Raw genomic sequence first — 22073 nt, 5'->3', positions numbered from 1 at the left:
TGCCTCCTGGTGGCGCAGCGAATGAATTGGTTTAAACTGCGCACTCTATGCATATTGCAGGGAAATGATTATGTTGCGATTTTTGAACCAATGTTCACAAGGCCGGGGCGCGTGGCTGTTGATGGCGTTTACCGCTCTGGCACTGGAACTGACGGCACTGTGGTTCCAGCATGTGATGTTACTGAAACCTTGCGTGCTCTGTATTTATGAACGCTGCGCATTATTCGGCGTTCTGGGTGCTGCGCTGATTGGCGCGATCGCCCCGAAAACTCCGCTGCGTTATGTAGCGATGGTTATCTGGTTGTATAGTGCGTTCCGCGGTGTGCAGTTAACTTACGAGCACACCATGCTTCAGCTCTATCCTTCGCCGTTTGCGACCTGTGATTTTATGGTTCGTTTCCCGGAATGGCTGCCGCTGGATAAATGGGTGCCGCAAGTGTTTGTCGCCTCTGGCGATTGCGCCGAGCGTCAGTGGGATTTTTTAGGTCTGGAAATGCCGCAGTGGTTGCTCGGTATTTTTATCGCTTACCTGATTGTCGCGGTGCTGGTGGTGATTTCCCAGCCGTTTAAAGCGAAAAAACGTGACCTGTTCGGTCGCTAATCCATTCAGCGCTCCTGCGGGAGCGCTTTTTTCCTGCCGCTATGTTTATTTGACCCGCAGTAAATCAGAACTTCGCGTTGTATAACGTGGTGAAAGCATGGCACGCTTCATCTGCCATTGTTGCTGGATCCCCTGCCCGGCAAAATAGAGTGTTCCTCTGCCCTCTTTAGCATTTAGCGTATCCATTACCGCCATCAATTGCTCACTCCCGGGGCGCGGTGCGTTGTCATCGAATAAATTGAGCTGCGCGACTCCCTGACTGAAGAAATCCCCCAGCATCACGCCCGCTTTTTGGTAACGATGGCCCGCTTGCCAGATGGCATCCAGAGATCGCGTAGCGGCGTTAATGATATCCCTGCTGTCCTGAGTGGGCGTCAGCAGTTTTACCGACGCGCTATTGCCGTAATAAGGTTCATTGAGCGCAAATGGTGACGTCTTAATAAACGTGGAAATAAACCGACAATATTGATGCTCACTGCGAAGTTTTTCCGCCGCCCGGGCAGCGTAACTACAAATGGCCTGCCGCATCGACGTATAATCCGTGATGCGTTCACCAAACGAGCGGGAACAGATAATTTCCTGCTTCGTCGGTGCAAACTCTTCCAGTTGCAAACAGGGTTCACCGCGCAGTTCACGCACCGTTCTTTCGAGCACGACATTAAAATGTTTACGGATAAACCGGATATCTGTACCCGCCAAATCGAGAACGGTTTTGATCCCCATCGCGTCCAGTTTTTTGCTGATCCGCCGTCCAATCCCCCAGACTTCATCCACGGGGAGAGCAGACATTAATTTACGCTGGCGTTCCAGATTTGATAAATCCACCACCCCACCCGTCTGCCGCTGCCATTTTTTTGCCGCATGATTGGCAAGCTTAGCCAGCGTTTTGGTCTGGGCGATCCCCACGCCAACAGTAAGATGGGTACGTTGTAGCACCGTTGCGCGAATTTCTCTGCCAAAATCAGTCAGATCGCGACAATTCCGCACACCTGTCAGATCGCAGAATGCCTCATCAATACTGTAAATCTCGACGCGGGGCGATAGCTCTTCCAGCGTCGACATCACCCGATTGCTCATATCGGCGTAAAGCTCATAGTTACTGCTAAAGCAAACCACGCCACAGCGGCGAAACAGATCTTTTTGTTTGAACCAGGGATCGCCCATTTTAACGCCCAACGCCTTTGCCTCAGCGTTTCGGGCGATAACGCAACCGTCATTATTCGATAGCACAACCACCGGTTTACCCCATAAATCAGGGCGAAACACCGTCTCACAGCTGGCATAAAACGCGTTTACATCACAGAGGGCAAACATCAGCGCATCGCCTTAACGACGTGGATCACCACACCAAAGACATCCAGCGTATCTTCGCTACTGATGGTAATGGGTGAATATGCACTGTTCATGGGAATAAGCTGCACTGTCGGGCGTAGTTGCAATTTTTTCACCGTAAACTCGCCGTCAACAGCAGCGATGACAATATCACCATGGCTGGCGGTAATAGCGCTATCGACAATCAGTAAATCACCGTCACTAATCCCACCGTCAATCATAGAATCACCACTTGCTTTGACGAAGTAAGTCGCGCTGGGATGCTGGATCAACAGTTGATTCAGATCGATGCGCTGTTCAACGTAATCTGCGGCCGGTGAAGGAAAGCCACACTGAACAAGATCGCTAAATAGCGGAAAAGTCACAATTTCGCGGAGATCCGCAGGCTTGATAAACAACATAATAATCTGCCTGAAGTTATACTGTTTTTATATACAGTAGTCTGTTCTTGCCAGCAGATCAATACTGATTCAGGCTATCAATATTTGTCGCTGCATAGACTGCTGGTTTTTCGTTCTCTTATCCTGTGCTCACGCGCCTTCTGGCGACGACGCTCATCCAGCAGAAATGAAAAATATCACCCGGCTAAAAAATAGAATAGAAGCATTCGCCATAATGACATTAAACATTGTTTGATATTTATCATATTAATAGAAATAAAGACATTGACGCATCTCGCCCGCCTAACTATGAATTAGATGAAGTAAAATTCATTAATAGTTGTAAAACAGGAGTTTCATTACAATTTATATATTTAAAGAGGCGAATGATTATGACTGAAATCGTTGCAGATAAAACGGTAGAGGTAGTTAAAAACGCAATCGAAACCGCAGATGGAGCATTAGACCTTTATAATAAATATCTCGATCAGGTCATCCCCTGGCAGACCTTCGATGAAACCATAAAAGAGTTAAGTCGCTTTAAACAGGAGTATTCACAGGCAGCCTCCGTTTTAGTTGGCGATATTAAAACCTTACTTATGGATAGCCAGGATAAGTATTTTGAAGCAACCCAAACGGTGTATGAATGGTGTGGTGTTGCGACGCAATTGCTCGCAGCATATATTTTGCTATTTGATGAGTACAATGAGAAGAAAGCATCCGCCCAGAAAGACATTCTCATTAAGGTACTGGATGACGGCATCACGAAGCTGAATGAAGCGCAAAAATCTCTGCTGGTAAGCTCACAAAGTTTCAACAACGCTTCCGGAAAACTGCTGGCGTTAGATAGCCAGTTAACCAATGATTTTTCAGAAAAAAGCAGCTATTTCCAGTCACAGGTAGATAAAATCAGGAAGGAAGCGTATGCCGGTGCCGCAGCCGGTGTCGTCGCCGGTCCATTTGGATTAATCATTTCCTATTCTATTGCTGCGGGCGTAGTTGAAGGGAAACTGATTCCAGAATTGAAGAACAAGTTAAAATCTGTGCAGAGTTTCTTTACCACCCTGTCTAACACGGTTAAACAAGCGAATAAAGATATCGATGCCGCCAAATTGAAATTAACCACCGAAATAGCCGCCATCGGGGAGATAAAAACGGAAACTGAAACAACCAGATTCTACGTTGATTATGATGATTTAATGCTTTCTTTGCTAAAAGAAGCGGCCAAAAAAATGATTAACACCTGTAATGAGTATCAGAAAAGACACGGTAAGAAGACACTCTTTGAGGTACCTGAAGTCTGATAAGCGATTATTCTCTCCATGTACTCAAGGTATAAAGCTTATCACATTTAAAAATACAGACGTTTTTTAAAGATTGAGAGTTACCTGTTGATAATAAGGTATCGGGTAACTCTCATTATGACAGAGCGCTTTCAAAAACAGGGCTACGAAATGGCGAGTATCCAGACGTATATTAAGAAAGCCCCCATCAACATCTATTAAATTTATCACTGCGCCCAGTCAGGTTTATTTAAGATATGATCCTGCCAGTCAATCACTTCTGATTCTTTCACTGCGATATGACGCACAGAGATACGTTCGCCATGCATTGCCGCTTTCGAACCAGTAAGCAGCGGATGCCACGCAGGTAAATCTTTACCTTCCGCCAGCAAGCGATAAGCGCAGGTCATTGGCAGCCATTCGAATGTTGGCAGATTTTCACGGGTTAATTTAATGCAGTCAGGTTCAAACTCGAAACGACGTTCGTAGTTCCGACATTGACAGGTTTTAATATTGAGCTGGCGACAGGCGACGTTAGTGAAGTAGATTTCGTCGGTGTCTTCATCCATCAGTTTATGCAGGCAACACTGACCGCAACCATCACACAACGACTCCCATTCCGCATCGCTCATTTCGTCCAGGGTTTTACTTTGCCAGAAAGGTACATCGCTCATCAGGTGTTCCGCCATTACGTTAAAACGCACCTTATAACCAGTCTGGCACAGCGATGCAAGTTTTGCCGCCGCTTTCAGGCGGCAAAAAGTATTACAAAACGCGAGTTGTTAAAGAATGCCCATCGAAAGTGACTGTCAGCTCATCACCACTTTGCAACGGGCCGACGCCATCAGGCGTGCCTGTCAGCACAACGTCACCGGCCTTGAGGGTAAAGAACTTGCTCATATAAGCGATCAGCGGAACGATTTTATGGATCATGTCCGCAGTCGTACCTTGCTGGCGTTGTTCGCCGTTTACGCTCAGGCCCAGCGTTGTATTTTGCGGATCGCCGGTGAATTCCGCCGCGGGGATAAACCCGGAAAGCGGACAAGAGTTATCAAACGCTTTGGCCTTTTCCCACGGCTGCCCGGCTTTCTTCATTTTTCCCTGAACATCACGCAATGTCAGATCGAGCGCCACGCCGTAACCGGCAATGGCTTTACGGACATGCTCTTCCGTAGCCTGACGCAGCGTCGCGCCAATCAATACCGCCAGTTCGACTTCATGATGAACTGAACCGAAATCGGATGGGATCGCCAATGGCTGCCGCAGATCGCACAGTGCCGTTTCTGGTTTAATAAACAGCACTGGCTCTTCGGGCACTGCGCTGCCCATCTCTTTAATATGTTTGGCATAGTTACTACCAACACAGACTACTTTACTCACCGGATAATCCAGCAGCGCACCTTGCCAGTTGTGATGTTGATACATAACGTTCCCCTCACCTTATCGTGGATATGAAAACCCGCGCCGACAAAGATAATGCCACCGCCGGATATCGGTTATTTGTTCGTGTCGTCTGTTTTCTGCCCCATGACGGAAAGATGTTGCTTCAGCAAATCTTCGGGTGGTGGCGGTAACTGCAAATAGTAACCTTGCTCGGTTAATGCCTGTTTAACCTTTTCAATATCGGCATTGACCAGTTTCTTCCGCCCATCCAGCGGCAGAATCATCGCTAACTGAGGCTGACCAAAACCTTTCATCAGTTCCTCAGGTACACGCGAAAAATCGTCTTTTTTTTCGACATATAAATAGGTCTGGTCACGCTTGCTGCTTCGATAAATCACACAAAACATACTTTTACTCTTTAAGATGCCAGGTTTTGGCATAAGCTAACATCAATGAAACCCGCGCCACAAGCCAGCCAGCTGTAGATTTCTGCGGTTTGTTCAGTCCATGCGCCCTTAATAAGTGATCCCCCGGCAAAAATGCCGCGCCGGGATTTAACCGAACGCAGGAAAGCCACTGGAATTCTCCTGTGATGAATTGTTATATTATAACAGTTCATCGTCCTCATTCTGAACAGGAGACTACCTATGAAAATCAAGGGCATCAGTAAGGCTGTATTATTGCTTGCACTGCTAACCTCCACGAGCTTTGCTGCGGGTAAGAATGTCAATGTTGAGTTCAGAAAAGGCCATAGCAGCGCTCAGTACTCCGGCGAAATAAAGGGATACGATTACGATACATATACCTTCTATGCCAAAAAAGGTCAGAAAGTGCATGTGAGTATCTCTAATGAAGGCGCTGATACTTACCTCTTCGGGCCAGGAATCGATGATTCTGTTGATTTATCCAGATATTCCCCAGAACTCGATAGTCACGGACAATACTCACTCCCTGCTTCTGGCAAATATGAGCTGCGAGTGCTGCAAACCCGAAACGACGCCCGTAAAAACAAAACTAAAAAATATAACGTCGATATTCAAATTAAGTAAATGTCAACCGACGGGGACTCTCCCCGTCATAAACGTTAACGCCCCACTCCTCTCTGTCGCTCAAGAGATTAATGACGAATAGCAGACAATGCCGAATAGAACATAATGTAAACAAGGCATCACTCACGACACATAAATAACATCTTTGTGGTGGTTTGATTGATTTTTCCACTCCGCTTACCATCCACACCAAAATAACGATCATCACGACATAATTTTTCTTTAACATCGCAAAATACACCGTTAGCGAATGTAAATTCGCTGGGATCGTAGCCTTGTAATGATTGTAAGTTTTCAGCGGCTTTTTCGCCGAGATATTTCCTTGTTAACTCTGGGGAAATGCCATCTGAGTTAACACAAATATACGGGTCGCAAACAACGCCGCACGCCGGAGATTGAAGTCCGCCAGCGTCATTTCCAGACGCCATTGATGAGAACATCATCCCCACACCTGACAATCCGATATAAAAAATACGCATCATATTCATAGCACATCCTGATAATCCAACCGTACAACACTTATGCTCATTTCATCATCAATCCGTAATCAAAACCGCTGACCTGGACGAGTTACGATGACCTGACAGAAGTATCAGACGTCTTCTGCGGTTTCTATGATAGAGCAATTCTGTGGCGGATATTAAGATAACGGGTATCTGTTCTTTAATGATGCCGCAAAAAATGGAAAGTTAAGAAAGCCTGGCGTGGTGAAAAAATACACTTGCCTCAATACTGGATATTTAAACAGGCCTGAAGATGCTGTCACGATTAGGGTGCGGAAAAAGGAAGCGTAAATAAGAACAATCAAAAGTGCGACGGCAATGGGTTGATTGACAAGGGTATTTTTTAAGCTATGAATCAGCGCCATTTATCACAGAATAGACTTTTACTCTGAATAAATGGGAGGGTGACTTGCCTCAATATAATCCAGACTATAACATGCCTTATAGTCTTCGGAACATCATCGCGCGCTGGCGATGATTAATAGCTAATTGAGTAAGGCCAGGATGTCAAACACGCCAATCGAGCTTAAAGGCAGTAGCTTCACTTTATCTGTGGTTCATCTGCATGAGGCAGAACCTAAGGTTATCCATCAGGCGCTGGAAGACAAAATCGCTCAGGCCCCCGCATTTTTAAAACATGCCCCCGTTGTACTCAACGTCAGTGCACTGGAAGACCCGGTAAACTGGTCAGCGATGCATAAGGCGGTTTCGGCAACCGGTTTGCGGGTTATTGGCGTAAGTGGCTGCAAAGATGCGCAACTTAAAGCCGAAATTGAAAAAATGGGGCTGCCTATCCTGACGGAAGGAAAGGAAAAAGCGCCGCGTCCAGCTCCCGCACCGCAGGCTCCAGCGCAAAATACAACGCCGGTCACAAAAACGCGTTTAATAGATACCCCGGTGCGTTCCGGTCAGCGTATTTATGCTCCACAATGTGATCTGATTGTTACAAGCCACGTTAGCGCTGGGGCCGAATTGATTGCCGATGGTAACATTCATGTCTATGGCATGATGCGCGGTCGTGCGCTGGCAGGGGCAAGTGGTGACCGGGAAACGCAAATATTTTGTACGAACCTGATGGCGGAACTGGTGTCCATCGCAGGTGAATACTGGCTGAGTGATCAAATCCCAGCAGAATTTTATGGCAAAGCGGCGCGACTGCAGTTAGTCGAAAACGCTTTGACCGTTCAACCGTTAAATTGATCCCTTTTTAACAAGGAATTTCTATGGCACGCATTATTGTTGTTACTTCGGGCAAAGGGGGTGTTGGTAAGACAACCTCCAGCGCGGCCATCGCCACTGGTTTGGCCCAGAAGGGAAAGAAAACTGTCGTGATAGATTTTGATATCGGCCTGCGTAATCTCGACCTGATTATGGGTTGTGAACGTCGGGTCGTTTACGATTTCGTCAACGTCATTCAGGGCGATGCAACGCTAAATCAGGCGTTAATTAAAGATAAGCGTACTGAAAATCTCTATATTCTTCCGGCATCGCAAACTCGCGATAAAGATGCCCTCACCCGTGAAGGGGTCGCCAAAGTTCTTGATGATCTGAAAGCGATGGACTTTGAATTTATTGTTTGCGACTCCCCGGCAGGGATTGAGACCGGTGCGCTAATGGCACTCTATTTTGCAGACGAAGCCATTATTACCACCAACCCGGAAGTCTCCTCAGTACGCGACTCTGACCGTATTTTAGGCATTCTGGCGTCGAAATCACGCCGCGCAGAAAATGGCGAAGAGCCTATTAAAGAGCACCTGCTGTTAACGCGCTATAACCCAGGCCGCGTAAGCAGAGGTGACATGCTGAGCATGGAAGATGTGCTGGAGATCCTGCGCATCAAACTCGTCGGTGTGATCCCTGAGGATCAATCAGTATTGCGCGCCTCTAACCAGGGTGAACCGGTCATTCTCGACATTAACGCCGATGCGGGTAAAGCCTACGCAGATACCGTAGAACGTCTGTTGGGAGAAGAACGTCCTTTCCGCTTCATTGAAGAAGAGAAGAAAGGCTTCCTCAAACGCTTGTTCGGAGGATAAGTTATGGCATTACTCGATTTCTTTCTCTCGCGGAAGAAAAACACGGCCAACATTGCAAAAGAACGGCTGCAGATTATTGTTGCTGAACGCCGTCGCAGCGATGCAGAACCGCATTATCTGCCGCAGTTGCGTAAAGATATTCTTGAGGTCATTTGTAAATACGTACAAATTGATCCTGAGATGGTAACCGTACAGCTTGAGCAAAAAGATGGCGATATTTCTATTCTTGAGCTGAACGTGACCTTGCCGGAAGCAGAAGAGCTGAAATAGGCCCGCTGTAAAAGCGCATTTCTCTTCAAGGCAGAGTCATCTCTGCCTTGCGTTTTTCATCCCCCTCATCCACGTTTGATAAGAGCGGCGAGTATTCTTGCTGATGCTACTCATTGCTTCCCCCCTTTACACCTTAATGCCGTTCCCCCCACACAGATCAAATTGTTTATACCTGGCTGAGTAAATAACCTTATTGTTAGTATGGGTATACTGGGTGATGATAACCCCGCAATTTCATTATTCATTGTTCTCCCATAGGATGAGGTTTCCCGCCGTAACTGGCGGGCTTTTTTTGCCGCAGAATTTTTCCTTTTAACACCCTGTAAACGAAAACTGCGCCGAAGCGCAGTTTAATCGTTGATGGTCAGAACGACCAGTTCGCACCAGCCACCGCGTTCCACGGGGATTCCACACCGGCACCATGGCTATACCCCACCCCGAGATGCCCGCTTAACGAACTGCTGAATGAGGCTTTAATACCTGCCTGATATATTCCACGTCTGCCCGACAAATCATTGACAAAATTACCGTCATTATTCACTTTCACCCGGTTATCATCGACAAATTCTTTGCGCACAGCCGCCTTCAGCCACGGCTCAACTTCCATGCCGTTCCCCAGACGCATGTTGTAACTCAGCGTTGCGCCCAGTTCACGATATATACTGCGGGTATCGACTGATTTCGATTCCATGCCATTGGATAAATGATATTCGGGGTTATCAGCGGTGAACCCCGTTAACGATGCATACGGCGTCAGGTTCCAGTTACCATCGGTAAATCGCATCCCGGTTTCAATGTGCCCCCCCAGCCCGTTGCTATGATAACTGCCGTTGGCGGCTCCACCGCTGCTCATTTTACCGGCTACGTTACTTTCAAAGCGGTTCAGCTTCACGATACCGTCCAGATAGAAACCACTTTCATGTTCCCAGCTGGCATAGCCGCCCAGAGAATAACTGCCCACACTGCCATGACCTCCGCGATCAAAACCGATATGTGAATGGGAATAACCCATAAAAGCGCCCAGCGTGGCAATTCCTTCTGGAATATCATTACGGCTGTCGATCCCCACTGTCATTCCAATCAGCGTCTGCTCAAACCCGGCCCCCGCATCGGTGGTGACATTATTACGGGTGTTATACGTCGCCCCCCAGACATTATTGTTGTGTGGACTCGCTTTCATTATGTTCAACCGCTCGCGAATACTGTTTAGCTCAGCATCAAATACCAACGGTAATGTTGCTGCCATATTGAGTACAGCTGCCGTAGAAGGCGTGATGCGTTTCTCCGGAACGGGTGTCGGCGTTGGATCGGGAGTCGGGTCTGGATTTGGATTTGGATTTGGATTTGGATTTGGATTTGGATTTGGATTTGGATTTGGGTTCGGGTTTGGGTTCGGGTTCGGGTTCGGGTTCGGGTTCGGGTTCGGGTTTGGATTTGGATTCGGATTTGGGTTTGGGTTTGGATTTGGGTTTGGGTTCGGATTTGGGTTGACATCATTAGTCAGGTTCCAGTTGCTGTTGCCGTCGCTTTTCAGGACATACTCATAGGTCCCAAGATCAACGAAACCGCCGGTATTGCCCAGCGTAAACGACGCATCCCCTCCCCCTGTTTTCACCAGCGTCATCGCATCGTCAGACTGAGGGCTGATGCCGGTATCCTGAACAAAGATTTTAAAATTACCAGTGGCATTGTTGTTGACGACCAGTTGATCGCCCCGGGAGCCTGCAATGTTGGTATGCAGGTAGAAATTACCGCTGCCGGAAAGTTCACTGGTGGTCAGCGTATTGTAGATACCGTTAGTTGTGGCAGGCGCTGATAAATAAACATCACCGTCGTTGAGTAGCAAACTGTTTACTCTATATTCGCAGTTGCTGGTGCCTGCACAGGAATTATTGCTGTTAAGCCAGACACTGCCCCGGCTGGCAGCCGTCAGGTCGGCAAGCGTCGTATCAACGCCATTGCCGATAGTGAATGTCGCGCTATCGGTAATCCGGATCGCCCCTTCGAGTTTAACTGGCGTAACATTATCCCGTGGCGTCATTAACGACAGGCTTCCTGTCGCGCCACTGACCGATGCATCCGCCAGCGTACCTGCGTAGACGATTGCTGTCCCGCCAGCAACCTGGAGATCTTCTGCCCGGGCCAGAGCCTGAAACTCATCTTTTGACCGCCCAAGGGTATATTGCCCACCAGAGTTAACCTTTGTGGCGGAGTCCTGACCCAGGTTTTGCATTGCACCACCCTTGTCAACCGTGGAGTCACGGGCTTCGGTACCTGCTAATACCAATAAATTACCGCCATTTTCCAGCAACATATTGGTCGCTAAATTGCTGGCAATGGAAAAGGTGCCGTACTGGTGCGTACCGCTGATTTCAATACCGTTAGCCGTGCTCGTCTGGAGAGCGGCACCGCTGTTCTGGACGATATCTGTCGCTTTGCCATTATCGTTGACTGTCAGCGTTCCGCCTTCATTGATCGTTGTTTTTATTGCCTCTCCGTTAGCTGAAACTGTTTGTATTCCGCCGTCGTTAATTGTTGTCTCATTTGCCACACCCTCGATGATTTGTTCACCGCCAGTGAGCGTCGTGCCTGTCGCAGTGGCTTTTGTTTTGACGATCTCCCGACCGCCCGCATTAACCTGTGTTTTGGCGGAAGTGGTGTCTGACTCCACGGTTAACACGCCGCCATTTGTCAGCAGGATATTGTTCGCCGCACCCTGCTCGATGCTGAACGCGACGCCATCAGCGCGTGTCCCTGTGACCCGCGTCGCCCTGGTGGTTGCAACCAACGCGCCCTGACTACTCTGCTGTATCCCCGTTGCGCTGCCTTTCTCCCGCACATCGAGTATGCCGCCATTGTTAAGTCTGGTGGTATATGCTACGGCCTCCTCGTGGACAATCAGCTTACCGCCAGCATCAACGATGGTATCTACCGCCGAGGTTTGAGCTACGACCGTCAGTTGGCCGGTATTTTCCAGCACAACATGCTCAGCCCTGCCTCCGGTAATAGTGAAGTGAGATGACCTCTGGTATCCATCAATATCAGTCCCCGCGCCCGTATTGGCAACTAAAGCGCTCCCCGTGTCCAGGTAAACCCCATGTGCGATACCGCCGGTATCGACAATCAGCGTGCCTCCGGCGCGAATATTGCTGCCAGTTGCCGTACCTCCTTTCTCAACAACCTGCTTGCTCCCGGAAGAGATATTTGTTGTGTCAGCTTTCCCGCCGCTCTTGATATTTTGCGTGCCACTGTTGATATTGGTTCCCGTAGCAATACCATGATTATAAATATTCTGTGTACCGCCATTAATTATGGTATTAGTCGCGTTCCCGGCAACATCCATGGCCCCGCCGTTATCTATTCGGGTCGCATCAGCTTTAGCATTCGTTAAAACTGACATTGTTCCTTTATCGTTAATTATCGTCCCTGTAGAAATTCCTCCCTCACTAATTGTCTGGCTGCCACCGTTAATGACTGTATTATTAGCCTGCCCCTGATAAGAGCCATGACCAGATACCTCTTGATGTCCACCAGTATCAATAACACTTCCATTAGAAATCCCGCCATATACCTCCTGATTGCCGTGATTGATGATATGAGCATTATTTGTTGTACCTCGTTCATCTACTCTTTGGCTGCCGTCTACAGTCTCATCATTTACAACGCCAATAACATTAGAAGTGAAGGCCGTCATCCCAGGCGGGGCATATATCATGGCAGCTATCAATAAGGAAAGTACTGAGCGGTGAAAATAATAGCGACTGATTCTGTTCATAAATTTCATCCTCTGAAAAATGAATACTGAGTAGCGTCTAAGTAACCTAAGCTCGGCTGCAACATCAGCCCGCAGGCACCAGACCAGGGGATTCATCCTGAAGAGACAGCGCAGGTGTATTGTGTTCACCGCTCACCAAAGACATCATGATGAAATGATGATATCCCGCATAAGAAAGAGGCATTTTTTAAACGCAGTGCGCTGAAGTGTAGTTGGATAAAAAATCACTCTTTTCAGATAATACTGTCGTACGCTTATCTTTCGACAATGAGGCCGTCGGCAAAATAAAATGACTAATGTAATCGTTGCTGATGAATATCTTCTGCTCACATAAAAATCACACAATAATATTGATAAATCAGATTATCTTACCTTTACAACATTGCGTTAACAGTCAATGACACTTCTTGAATAAAAATATTGTCAATCAATGAGTTATTCCTCATTTAAGATTATTCTCATTCACGTAAAAAACATAATTCCTATCATCACAGCCACGCTCATTTTGAATTATCTGAATAATAGCGAGCGTTCTTTAGTTAAGCAGATCTTAATTGAAGACGAAATTATTGTGTGTGCAACTTACTTAATACCGGACATCTAAGTTGAAGAAAAAAATACTTGCCTTCGGGCTTATCTCAGCATTGTTCTGCTCCACGCCAGCGATGGCGGATATGAACCGCACCACGAAAGGTGCATTGCTAGGCGCAGGCGTTGGTTTACTTACTGGCAATGGTGTTAATGGCGTACTGAAAGGTGCAGCTGTTGGCGCTGGTGTTGGTGCAGTAACAGAAAAAGGCCGCGACGGTAAAAATGCGCGTAAAGGTGCAAAAGTGGGTGCCGCCGTTGGTGCTGTCACTGGCGTTCTGACCGGCAATGGCCTCGAAGGGGCGATTAAAGGTGCCGTGATTGGCGGTACGGGTGGTGCAATTCTGGGTAAAATGAAATAAGGAATGATGATGAAAAAATTTGCTTTACTGGCAGGTCTGTTTGTTTTCGCACCAATGACCTGGGCGCAGGACTACAATATTAAAAACGGTTTGCCGTCAGAAACCTATATTACTTGCGCAGAAGCCAACGAAATGGCAAAAACTGACAGCGCCCAGGTTGCAGAAATTGTTGCGGTAATGGGTAATGCCAGCGTTGCCAGCCGTGATTTAAAAATTGAGCAATCTCCGGAACTGAGCGCCAAAGTGGTAGAAAAACTGAATCAGGTTTGCGCTAAAGACCCGCAAATGCTGTTGATCACGGCAATTGATGACACCATGCGTGCTATCGGCAAAAAATAATATTTAATATGTTACCGCGTCGATGAATTCGACGCGGTATTTTAGCTAACGGGGATCAGAACTTATATTTCAGGCCCACCATCACTGCGGTGTCATTGTAGCCATTATCACCCAGCTGCACGCCCACATTACCCCAGACGCTGGCCGCCGGATTCAGATTGCCATTTACGCCAAGTTTAATTTCCCCCAGATTACGCGCCCCGTCTTGTTCGACTTTCACACCGTTCATTGAGACAGCAAAATCTTTACTGTTATGGATCCAGTTCATTTCAACAAAAGGTTCAAAGTCGTCACCGTGCGGACCGCTGTTTTTCTCCTGAGTACGAATAAAGGAGCGGAAACCAAGTCGGGTCTGGATGTTGTTATTTGCGTCATTCTCAATACGTGAGCCATTGGCTTCCGTGTGCGCATTATGATCGACGCCCATCCAGATAGCCTGTGCCTGTGGCTGGAAGATCCACGTATATTTCGCCGCTTCCAGACCAAAGGATTTATTCAGGGCAAAACCGTAACCCGCTTCCAGCGAGACGGTTGCACCTTTCGCGCTATAGGATTCATAGGCTAATTCATCTCCTTTTACCGAGTTTTTAAACCAGCTATATTGCGCCCAGGCGTCAATGTATGCGCCTTTTTTACTGATGTCATCGGCAAACCAGGTGGCATACAGCCCTGCGCTATAGCCTCTGACACTCCCTTTCGAACGATAATCCGACACGCTGGAATGAGTTGAGTTGTAGTCGCGGGCATAACCAGCCATCACTCCCAAACGCCAACTGTCACTGTCGGTAAAACCACCGGTTAACAGATCCGCCCCTAACTGCGAGACGTAGCGATGCGAGGTCGTTCTCAACTGTCCGTTGCTGTCACGCCAGGCATTATGCCCGCCAATTTGACGTAGCCAAAGTCGGCTTGAACGCTCCTGTTCAGTTACAGGATCGATGTAGCGCGTTTCACCTGCACGATCGTTCAGACGCATAACAAAAAGAGTGTTAGCGGCTGCCAGGTTGGCGACGTAACTTCCAGCTTCGGGGCGCAGAACGGGGGTAGGCGTTTCTGTTGATTCTGAATTTCCCTCTGAGCTGTTATCCTCCTCATTCACTGACTGATAACTTGTCAAATACCAGTTTTTGCCTTGTTGTTTTAGTTGATATTCGAAAGCTCCAGCTGCAATCCTTGCATCACCTTGTCTGAAGGCATCTGCTGGAGATTCATCGCCATTCACAGTTATGAGTTCGATCCCATTTAGCGTGGCCGCGCCGCTTCCTCCAGCATTTTTCACATAGACGGTAGTTGAACCCGAAGTATTACCCTCAACAATAAGTCTGTCAGTAGCCGATTTATCATCACCTAATACGGTGCGGATATTAAGCTGACCATTATTACCGACATAATTACCTTTTACGGTTAACGTTTTTCCCTGGGTAAATGTTTGACCATCATCATACGAAAGATTGATAATACTGTCTGAATTAGTCAGATGGGTAACAACGGAGTCATCTTTCATATTCCAGATTGTGTTTTCTGAAAGCTTCAGTGTAGTTGTGCCGCTAACGAGTTTAGTCGCTCCATTTAGAGTAGAGTCGGACGAAATTATGTTTAAGCCACCTCCAGTATTATTAACCAGAATATTATTACCAGGCGTGATAATACTTCGATTAAGGATGCTTACATCCGTTGTAGTTTTGTTAACATCAATACTATCCAAAGCACTTGAAAGTTCGACACTTGATAGTGCTATTTTGGCTTGAGAATCGATATTTGATGCATCAATTGATATTCCTTTATCTTGTTCTGATACCGCGGTGACATTGGAAAAAAATAACTCTCCACCATTGTATATTTTTGCAATGGGGGCTTTAGTGCCTTTTGTTGTAATAGAACTATTTTTTATATCAATGTTACCTTGTCGAATAGCAACTGCATAACTTCCATGCTCCCCGGTTTCAAGTGCCACATAATCTAAATTAATATATGCTTTTTCCCCATTAGCATAAGCACCATAGCTATTAGTGCCATTAGTTGTTATGGAACCACCATTCATTTTTAAATCAGCACGGCTAATAACTTCGTAACTGTTAGAATCACTAACTTCATCATCTACAGCATCGACACATGTTCGAGACTCTCCAGGACTTGAACATGCAAGAACACCTACTGCATTTTCCCCATAGGTAACAATGTTCGTTTTATCTGTGGTTTCAAGACGGGTGTTATTTTCCACAATCCCAGAATCATTAACCTGACTTAAAAGTCCCGCTGAATATGCCCCCCTCGTCTCGACTGAATTATCACCATTCATAACGATGGTGCCACCAAATTCACTGACTACTGCGCTGGCTGTTATCCCTCCATTAACATCTTGGTTATTTCCTTTGTCAGATACGCTTCCAGAGGTCTTAATATCGCTATCGCTTATATATAATACTTTGTTATGACTATCAACAGAAATACCATAAGATCCATCACCACTAGTCATCACACTGGCATTATTTATATATCCAGTTACACCGTCATCCACTTTCACAGCATGGCTTTCGTCTTTAGTGGTTAGATACTCTCCATTACTTATCGAATTATTATCTTTGATTTCAATCGGCGATTCTTCATCAGTTATATAGGAAAGTATACTATAATCATCCAACAATTGTGTTGCATATGCATTACCCACCGCCAAAGCAATAAGTCCTAAACTAAACCCGGGGAGTTTTTTCAGTTTCATAGATTAACCATCCATTCATTGGATTAACAAACATTCCTGGTCAAATAACCTATGAGTTCAGATTACCAAAACGGAGGGTAAAGACAAAAACAAAAGCACAAAAAATTTAAATAGATAAACAGCGACAATATATAAATGATAAATAAGGCGGCATTATCATTTTTCACCTTATTTTCATGACATTGATCACTTTGGGGTGACGATTTTGTTTAACAAATAACTCTTCGACATCAAAATTATTAATAGTTGCCATAGAAATTATTTCGATGATATATAAAACCAACTGTGATAACACCAGGGTTGACAACTATTTGCGCAATAATTCCTTTCCTTCAATGATCCAGGCGTTCACTGTCAGCACCCCATTCAGCCGCATACTGACAGTGAGAAACTGAAAGATTATTGCTGATCCCTGTGGCTGACGAGTCTTTCCCTTAATCGATTAACCAGATTGATCGCCAGCCAAACAAGGGCATTAAGCAAATTTATCGTCACAAGCACTTCTCCCAGCCCGGTACTGGGTTTTGCAATAAGGATGACCAGGAGAGTGATCAGCATAAATGCAATGGAAAAGATGATATAGAGAGTGAAATAATCCAGATTATTACTATTGTTCATGCTACTAATGGCAATCCTGTCAAAACTTTCAAACAATTATAGCAAACAAAATAATGAACAATAGTAACAAGAGGCAACGAGCTAATTAGCTGTCTATAATTACACCGCACCATGGCCTTACTGATCGATTTTCACTCAACCACAACCTTCACCTTCGGTTTAGAAAGGATAATTTTGACCAGGTCGATGTATGTTACCGGTTTATAGAAATAATAACCCTGCTGAAATGTGATATTATTTTGATTCAGATAGTCAAGTTGTTCTTTCGTTTCGACACCTTCAGCGACGATACTGATCGAAAGTTTACGCGCCAGATCCAATACACAATCCAGAATCCGAGTTGATTCTGGGTCTGCGTTTACGCGGCCAACGAAACTGTGATCAATTTTGATATAATCAATATGCAGGTCATGCAGATAAGAAAGCCCTGAGTAGCCAGTACCGAAATCATCCAGCGCAATGACAAAACCATTTTCATGCAGAATGTTCAACCGCTGAACCAGACTTTCATCAACATTTAATGGCTCACGCTCGGTAACTTCCAGAACGAGGTTTAAATCGCGACGGGTAAAACTGTCACGGTAATTTAAGCACTCGTCGACAAATGTCGGCGAAATAATATGCGAGGCGCTAAAATTAATCCCAATATGAAAACCTTCCGGCAGTTTACTCGCGATAGCGTTCATCTGTCTGGCAACCTGATTCATCAGGCTTCGCGTAAGCGGAACGATTAATCTGGATTTTTCAGCAAGTGGAATAAATGCCGCGGGTGATATATATCCACCGTGAGGTTGTTTCCAGCGGGCTAACACCTCAACTCCCCGCAATGTCCCTTCCCGACCATTTACCACAGGTTGGTAAAATGGGACGATCTCCCCATTATTTATAGCCCGTCGCAGGATCTCTTCAGGCGTTGCGCTTTTATTGAAATACCTATCAAGCAGGAAGGCAGCGGCGCAGGCGATTAACAGAATAAATATCAAAATCCCAAAGCCTTTATCGATAAGTCTGTAGAAGCTAAAGAGTGGCGGCGGGTTAAAGATAATAGTGAAATGATATTTTGTGGAGTGAACCTTCTCGGTATAGGGATAGTGTCCATTAAGCGTCATCACATCACCCGTAGGTCCAATAATGTCATCTGCCACGCGTAATACATACCTTACCCCTTTCAAGGGTACATTAAGCGCCCCGCGAATATGCTGATCACTTATCGTAACCAAAATGCGCGTATCTGCAAATTGGCTCTGATAGAGCAGGATAGGTAATCTATTAACGGTGTCGATTGCCGGAGCCAGCAGTAAATTACTGTCCGGGAAAACAGGAATACGAGACAGTAGGACCCGATTCCCCGGTAAGGATGTACACCAGACCGTTCCCTGTTTGAGAATGATGATTGTGCGCAGGTGAGGTTTCAGAGCTGCTTCAGTGCCAAGCTGATATTGCTCCTCGAGGTCGCATTCCTTCCCGGCAATGTTAACCGCCGTTTGAGTCGCCTGTGACGCTTCTTCAAGTATATGATTGATATTGTTGGCGGCATATCTTGCTCCCGCCAGGTACTCTGCTTTTGCGGAATACCAGAGCTGGATGTTCAAAATAGTGACACCGGTTATAAACAAGCATATCGCAATGAAGATGGGTATGAGTGTATTGCGCATTTGCTTGTCCCGGCCAAAGGGTTTAATACATGAAAATGCCATTCATTCGCTCGCACTGGCATCTACAGAGAGCATGGTAGAGAGCATAAGAAATATCCACGCTGAAGATAAAATTTTCTCCATCTTCATCTAACCTATTAATTATTGAGCACAATGTAGTCAGAATTAAACAAATTAGGTGGGATATCAGGCGTCAAGAATGGAAAACGAGCGCTCTCCATTCCTGTTTGCCCCCTGATATTGCGGATATATTAAGAAAGCATAACGCCTGAAATGCTCACTTTGCACCAGCATGATGATACAGCTGATGTTTATTCTATAACCTTACTCAAGTTCTAAGAGAGCACTGATTCCCTGTCATTAATAATGATATCCGTTAGTGTAGTCTTATGCATTTCAATGTACTGCAAGATTTGCAGATAGAGATCAGAAAGAATCACACTAGTTTCATCTTTTAAACGCAAGCGTAAAGCCTTATCAATAATATGACTATCAACATACCCGTGCGTCATGAGCACCTCCCTCTCGAGATTTTTAAACAAAGCACATTGAAAAATAAATCTCTCGGGGATTGAATTATTCATGTCAGCCTCGTAGGAATATTGACCCAATAAAATTATGCTGTGTATAGTCTAAAGCGACAGACAAAAATAAGATGACTGAGTTTTCTATAAACTTATACTTAATAATTAAAAGTTACATATCATCAGCTGTGTATCGCAACACGATTTCCAGTGTTTTTCTAATCACATCAGCTTTGAGAATATCACTTGTTGTTTCCAGAGAGTGTATCAGACTTAAGATAATATTTTTATTATTAACATTATCGCCTGAAAGCATTAAATTGGTCACAGCCTGCCCTAACACAGCTGACTCTTCTTCTAACAAATTACCTGAACTACGAAAGTAGCTTGATAACGCTTTATCAGTTATTGCATTATGAATTGTAGTATCTTCAAGCATGGTAACCTCTCATCTTACTTATGAAATTTTAATGTATTCTGTTTATTTTCTTACCATTGAACATACTTTTATTGTCAGCTATCGCTGTTCTTCTGTTTGGCTCTCCTGTATCACTGTTGCTAAAATCACGAATTATGCTGTCAATTAAATCTCGTCGGAAAGCATTTTCCTCAACCGATTTCATTACGAGTAATTGCTTAATAAGAGTCTGTAACGAAAAATTTATCTTCATGCGCAGTATATGGAGCACCGCCTGGCCAGTAATTTCATATTTTGTACTTTCATTATCAGATGTCTTCATAACGACTTCATAGCTAACCTGTTAAATAATCAGGCTGTTGCATTATTCAAAAAGCAACCCAATTAGTGCATTATAATGTTTCTGTTCCTCTTCCCCTGTCGCTTGTTCCAGTCGGCATAGAAGTTTGGCACAAAGCGACTTTCGACTCAGATTACGTCCATCTTTCAAAATCTCAGTCACAATTTCCCCGAGAGTTTCCTGCTGAGTAGGCAAGTTAGCTTTTGCAAAGTAACGAGTGATTGCTCCCGCAGAATCTAAAGTCACTGAATTTTGATGCATGCTACGCCTCTGTTAAAAATGTTAATCAATGTTAAGTGAGGTAACAATAGCAAACTTGTACGAAATATGTGTACAGAATGATAAATTATTTTTTTTGCATTTAGTGCTAATACATATAAAACAACAGGTTATGATAAAAAATATTGCATCATTTAAATGACAACCTATACAAGAATTTTCGCCAACTCATCTTCAACTTTTTCCATTTTTTATCAATGTAAAGAAACAGTTATGTTTTGGTATTAAAAGAAAGACACCGGAAGATATGTCTGTTACCGTCTTACTCTCGCCTCTCCCATTACCCTGGACAGTTAATGCTTACCACCCTTATTTATCGTAGCCATATACGTGACGACGAACCTGTCAAAAAAATCGAAGAAATGGTTTCGATAGCAAATCGCAGGAACATGCAGTCTGACGTAACAGGGATCTTACTGTTTAATGGATCTCATTTTTTCCAGCTTCTGGAAGGTCCGGAAGAACAGGTTAAAATGATATATCGGGCTATATGCCAGGATCCACGGCACTATAATATTGTTGAGCTGCTGTGCGATTACGCGCCTGCTCGCCGTTTTGGCAAAGCGGGAATGGAATTATTTGATTTGCGCCTGCACGAGCGAGATGACGTTTTACAGGCCGTATTCGACAAAGGCACATCAAAATTTCAGCTAACTTATGATGACAGAGCGCTACAATTTTTTCGTACTTTTGTCCTTGCAACCGAACAAGCAGCCTATTTCGAGATCCCTGCCGAAGACTCCTGGCTTTTTATCGCTGACGGATCTGATAAAGAACTTGATTCCTGTACCCTTTCACCAACTATAAACGACCACTTTGCCTTTCATCCTATTGTCGATCCCTTATCGCGGCGGATAATCGCTTTTGAAGCCATTGTGCAAAAAAATGAAGACAGCCCGTCAGCTATAGCGGTTGGGCAGCGTAAAGAAGGGGAAATCTATACAGCGGATCTCAAAAGTAAGGCGCTTGCATTCGCGATGGCACACGCACTTGACCTCGGTGATAAAATGATTTCAATCAATCTATTACCTATGACCCTGGTTAACGAACCTGACGCAGTCTCTTTTTTACTTGATGAAATAAAGGCCAATGCTCTGGTGCCTGAACAAATCATCGTTGAATTTACTGAAAGTGAAGTCATATCTCGGTTTGATGAGTTTGCAGAAGCGATTAAATCGCTTAAGGCTGCCGGTATCAGTGTAGCAATTGATCATTTTGGCGCAGGTTTTGCCGGTTTGTTACTCCTGTCACGCTTCCAGCCTGACAGAATTAAAATCAGTCAGGAATTGATTACCAATGTTCATAAAAGCGGGCCACGGCAGGCAATTATTCAAGCGATCATAAAATGCTGTACATCACTTGAAATTCAAGTCAGTGCTATGGGCGTGGCAACACCAGAAGAGTGGATGTGGCTTGAATCCGCAGGAATTGAGATGTTTCAGGGAGATCTGTTTGCGAAAGCTAAATTGAATGGTATCCCTTCAGTTGCGTGGCCAGAGAAAAAATAATTTTCAGCATATTATTTCACATGATTTCAGTAAATCATCGTGAAAATGAATACGTTATGTTTAAATTTAATCCACATTAAAAATAATGTTTCATTCAATTTAGCTGAAATC

The 22073-nt window shown here is 45.2% G+C and carries 27 protein-coding genes; 10 read left to right on the top strand and 17 right to left on the bottom strand.

All coding sequences use genetic code 11. From position 1 onward, the window contains the following. Positions 1 to 70: 70 nt before the first annotated feature. Positions 71 to 601, top strand: coding sequence for a disulfide bond formation protein DsbB (dsbB, locus tag ACJHWK_RS09870; RefSeq protein ID WP_000943459.1), 531 nt, complete (start codon positions 71 to 73; stop codon positions 599 to 601). A gap of 45 nt (positions 602 to 646) precedes the next feature. Here the strand turns inward: dsbB and umuC are convergent, their stop codons facing one another. Together umuC and ACJHWK_RS09860 are read right to left on the bottom strand one after the other, a co-directional pair. Further along, positions 647 to 1915, bottom strand: a complete 1269-nt coding sequence (gene umuC / locus ACJHWK_RS09865; protein WP_001522918.1) for a DNA polymerase V catalytic protein — start codon at positions 1913 to 1915, stop codon at positions 647 to 649. Next, on the bottom strand, positions 1915 to 2334 hold the full coding sequence (locus tag ACJHWK_RS09860) for a translesion error-prone DNA polymerase V autoproteolytic subunit (protein ID WP_000897378.1): 420 nt from the start codon (positions 2332 to 2334) through the stop codon (positions 1915 to 1917). The genes umuC and ACJHWK_RS09860 overlap by 1 nt, the downstream gene beginning before the upstream one ends. A 371-nt stretch (positions 2335 to 2705) precedes the next feature. On the opposite strand from ACJHWK_RS09860, the gene hlyE reads away from it, so the two are divergent. Next, positions 2706 to 3617, top strand: a complete 912-nt coding sequence (hlyE, locus tag ACJHWK_RS09855) for a hemolysin HlyE (RefSeq protein ID WP_001306826.1) — start codon at positions 2706 to 2708, stop codon at positions 3615 to 3617. A gap of 206 nt (positions 3618 to 3823) precedes the next feature. Here the strand turns inward: hlyE and ACJHWK_RS09850 are convergent, their stop codons facing one another. The 4 genes from ACJHWK_RS09850 to ACJHWK_RS09835 form a co-directional block, all read right to left on the bottom strand. Beyond that, positions 3824 to 4270 (bottom strand): YcgN family cysteine cluster protein, encoded by a 447-nt coding sequence (locus ACJHWK_RS09850; protein ID WP_001306825.1) that lies wholly within the window; start codon positions 4268 to 4270, stop codon positions 3824 to 3826. 91 nt (positions 4271 to 4361) lie between these two features. Next, positions 4362 to 5021, bottom strand: coding sequence for a fumarylacetoacetate hydrolase family protein (locus ACJHWK_RS09845; protein ID WP_000284277.1), 660 nt, complete (start codon positions 5019 to 5021; stop codon positions 4362 to 4364). Between the two features lie 71 nt (positions 5022 to 5092). After that, positions 5093 to 5386: a YcgL domain-containing protein gene (locus ACJHWK_RS09840; RefSeq protein WP_001295992.1), complete on the bottom strand. Its 294-nt coding sequence runs from the start codon at positions 5384 to 5386 to the stop codon at positions 5093 to 5095. Between the two features lie 11 nt (positions 5387 to 5397). Beyond that, positions 5398 to 5556 (bottom strand): hypothetical protein, encoded by a 159-nt coding sequence (locus ACJHWK_RS09835; protein ID WP_000874955.1) that lies wholly within the window; start codon positions 5554 to 5556, stop codon positions 5398 to 5400. 70 nt (positions 5557 to 5626) lie between these two features. On the opposite strand from ACJHWK_RS09835, the gene pliG reads away from it, so the two are divergent. Continuing rightward, complete coding sequence (gene pliG / locus ACJHWK_RS09830; RefSeq protein ID WP_000693755.1) at positions 5627 to 6028, top strand: g-type lysoyme inhibitor PliG; 402 nt, start codon at positions 5627 to 5629, stop codon at positions 6026 to 6028. A gap of 119 nt (positions 6029 to 6147) precedes the next feature. On the opposite strand, the gene ACJHWK_RS09825 is transcribed toward pliG, so the two are convergent. Continuing rightward, entirely contained in the window at positions 6148 to 6516 is a 369-nt protein-coding gene (locus ACJHWK_RS09825) for a YcgJ family protein (RefSeq protein WP_001056840.1), read from the bottom strand. A gap of 519 nt (positions 6517 to 7035) precedes the next feature. Here ACJHWK_RS09825 and minC point away from each other — a divergent pair. From minC to minE, 3 genes are read left to right on the top strand one after another with little or no spacing between them, the layout of a single operon-like run. After that, positions 7036 to 7731, top strand: coding sequence for a septum site-determining protein MinC (minC, locus tag ACJHWK_RS09820; protein ID WP_000072536.1), 696 nt, complete (start codon positions 7036 to 7038; stop codon positions 7729 to 7731). A gap of 23 nt (positions 7732 to 7754) precedes the next feature. Continuing rightward, positions 7755 to 8567, top strand: a complete 813-nt coding sequence (gene minD / locus ACJHWK_RS09815) for a septum site-determining protein MinD (protein WP_000101055.1) — start codon at positions 7755 to 7757, stop codon at positions 8565 to 8567. A 3-nt stretch (positions 8568 to 8570) separates the two neighbouring features. After that, positions 8571 to 8837: a cell division topological specificity factor MinE gene (gene minE, locus ACJHWK_RS09810; RefSeq protein WP_001185665.1), complete on the top strand. Its 267-nt coding sequence runs from the start codon at positions 8571 to 8573 to the stop codon at positions 8835 to 8837. A gap of 364 nt (positions 8838 to 9201) precedes the next feature. On the opposite strand, the gene ypjA is transcribed toward minE, so the two are convergent. The 3 genes from ypjA to ymgJ all read right to left on the bottom strand — a co-directional run bounded on the left by ypjA (position 9202) and on the right by ymgJ (position 12942). Next, positions 9202 to 12612, bottom strand: coding sequence for an adhesin-like autotransporter YpjA/EhaD (ypjA, locus tag ACJHWK_RS09805; protein ID WP_410234828.1), 3411 nt, complete (start codon positions 12610 to 12612; stop codon positions 9202 to 9204). A gap of 64 nt (positions 12613 to 12676) precedes the next feature. After that, positions 12677 to 12796 (bottom strand): hypothetical protein, encoded by a 120-nt coding sequence (locus tag ACJHWK_RS09800; protein ID WP_001131446.1) that lies wholly within the window; start codon positions 12794 to 12796, stop codon positions 12677 to 12679. Next, positions 12757 to 12942, bottom strand: a complete 186-nt coding sequence (gene ymgJ / locus ACJHWK_RS09795) for a protein YmgJ (RefSeq protein WP_001328621.1) — start codon at positions 12940 to 12942, stop codon at positions 12757 to 12759. Before ymgJ ends, ACJHWK_RS09800 begins: the two co-directional genes overlap by 40 nt. A gap of 100 nt (positions 12943 to 13042) precedes the next feature. Between ymgJ and ymgI the strand changes: the two genes are divergently transcribed. From ymgI to ACJHWK_RS09780, 3 genes are read left to right on the top strand one after another with little or no spacing between them, the layout of a single operon-like run. After that, positions 13043 to 13216 carry a protein YmgI gene (gene ymgI, locus ACJHWK_RS09790; RefSeq protein ID WP_000122462.1) on the top strand — a complete coding sequence of 58 codons (174 nt, stop codon included), beginning with the start codon at positions 13043 to 13045 and terminating at the stop codon, positions 13214 to 13216. Position 13217: 1 nt separating this feature from the next. After that, the gene (locus tag ACJHWK_RS09785; protein ID WP_000726974.1) at positions 13218 to 13562 is read left to right on the top strand and encodes a YMGG-like glycine zipper-containing protein; all 345 of its coding nucleotides are present in this window, start codon (positions 13218 to 13220) and stop codon (positions 13560 to 13562) included. A 3-nt stretch (positions 13563 to 13565) separates the two neighbouring features. Then, positions 13566 to 13901: a YmgD family protein gene (locus ACJHWK_RS09780; protein WP_000979977.1), complete on the top strand. Its 336-nt coding sequence runs from the start codon at positions 13566 to 13568 to the stop codon at positions 13899 to 13901. A 55-nt stretch (positions 13902 to 13956) separates the two neighbouring features. Here the strand turns inward: ACJHWK_RS09780 and ycgH are convergent, their stop codons facing one another. The 7 genes from ycgH to ycgZ all read right to left on the bottom strand — a co-directional run bounded on the left by ycgH (position 13957) and on the right by ycgZ (position 20436). Beyond that, positions 13957 to 16620 carry an autotransporter YcgH gene (gene ycgH, locus ACJHWK_RS09775; RefSeq protein WP_001522908.1) on the bottom strand — a complete coding sequence of 888 codons (2664 nt, stop codon included), beginning with the start codon at positions 16618 to 16620 and terminating at the stop codon, positions 13957 to 13959. 399 nt (positions 16621 to 17019) lie between these two features. Beyond that, a complete protein-coding gene (ymgF, locus tag ACJHWK_RS09770) occupies positions 17020 to 17238 on the bottom strand; it encodes a cell division-associated protein YmgF (protein WP_001299921.1) in 219 nt (72 codons plus the stop codon). Between the two features lie 131 nt (positions 17239 to 17369). Beyond that, positions 17370 to 18893, bottom strand: coding sequence for a cyclic diguanylate phosphodiesterase (locus tag ACJHWK_RS09765; protein ID WP_001590058.1), 1524 nt, complete (start codon positions 18891 to 18893; stop codon positions 17370 to 17372). Positions 18894 to 19228: 335 nt separating this feature from the next. Next, positions 19229 to 19477: a protein YmgC gene (ymgC, locus tag ACJHWK_RS09760; protein WP_001065756.1), complete on the bottom strand. Its 249-nt coding sequence runs from the start codon at positions 19475 to 19477 to the stop codon at positions 19229 to 19231. A gap of 112 nt (positions 19478 to 19589) precedes the next feature. Continuing rightward, positions 19590 to 19856 carry a biofilm/acid-resistance regulator AriR gene (gene ariR, locus ACJHWK_RS09755; RefSeq protein ID WP_000888778.1) on the bottom strand — a complete coding sequence of 89 codons (267 nt, stop codon included), beginning with the start codon at positions 19854 to 19856 and terminating at the stop codon, positions 19590 to 19592. A 28-nt stretch (positions 19857 to 19884) separates the two neighbouring features. Further along, positions 19885 to 20157, bottom strand: coding sequence for a hypothetical protein (locus ACJHWK_RS09750; RefSeq protein ID WP_000858019.1), 273 nt, complete (start codon positions 20155 to 20157; stop codon positions 19885 to 19887). A 42-nt stretch (positions 20158 to 20199) separates the two neighbouring features. Further along, positions 20200 to 20436, bottom strand: coding sequence for a regulatory protein YcgZ (gene ycgZ, locus ACJHWK_RS09745; protein WP_000554146.1), 237 nt, complete (start codon positions 20434 to 20436; stop codon positions 20200 to 20202). A gap of 314 nt (positions 20437 to 20750) precedes the next feature. Between ycgZ and bluF the strand changes: the two genes are divergently transcribed. Beyond that, positions 20751 to 21962 (top strand): blue light-responsive regulator BluF, encoded by a 1212-nt coding sequence (gene bluF / locus ACJHWK_RS09740; RefSeq protein ID WP_001522901.1) that lies wholly within the window; start codon positions 20751 to 20753, stop codon positions 21960 to 21962. Positions 21963 to 22073 lie beyond the last annotated feature (111 nt).

This window comes from Escherichia sp. WS547 (assembly GCF_046486065.1).
GTDB classification, from domain to species: Bacteria; Pseudomonadota; Gammaproteobacteria; order Enterobacterales; family Enterobacteriaceae; genus Escherichia; species Escherichia coli.
The sequence above is the reverse complement of the archived record's forward strand: the minus strand, read 5'-3'. Positions and strand labels throughout refer to the sequence as shown.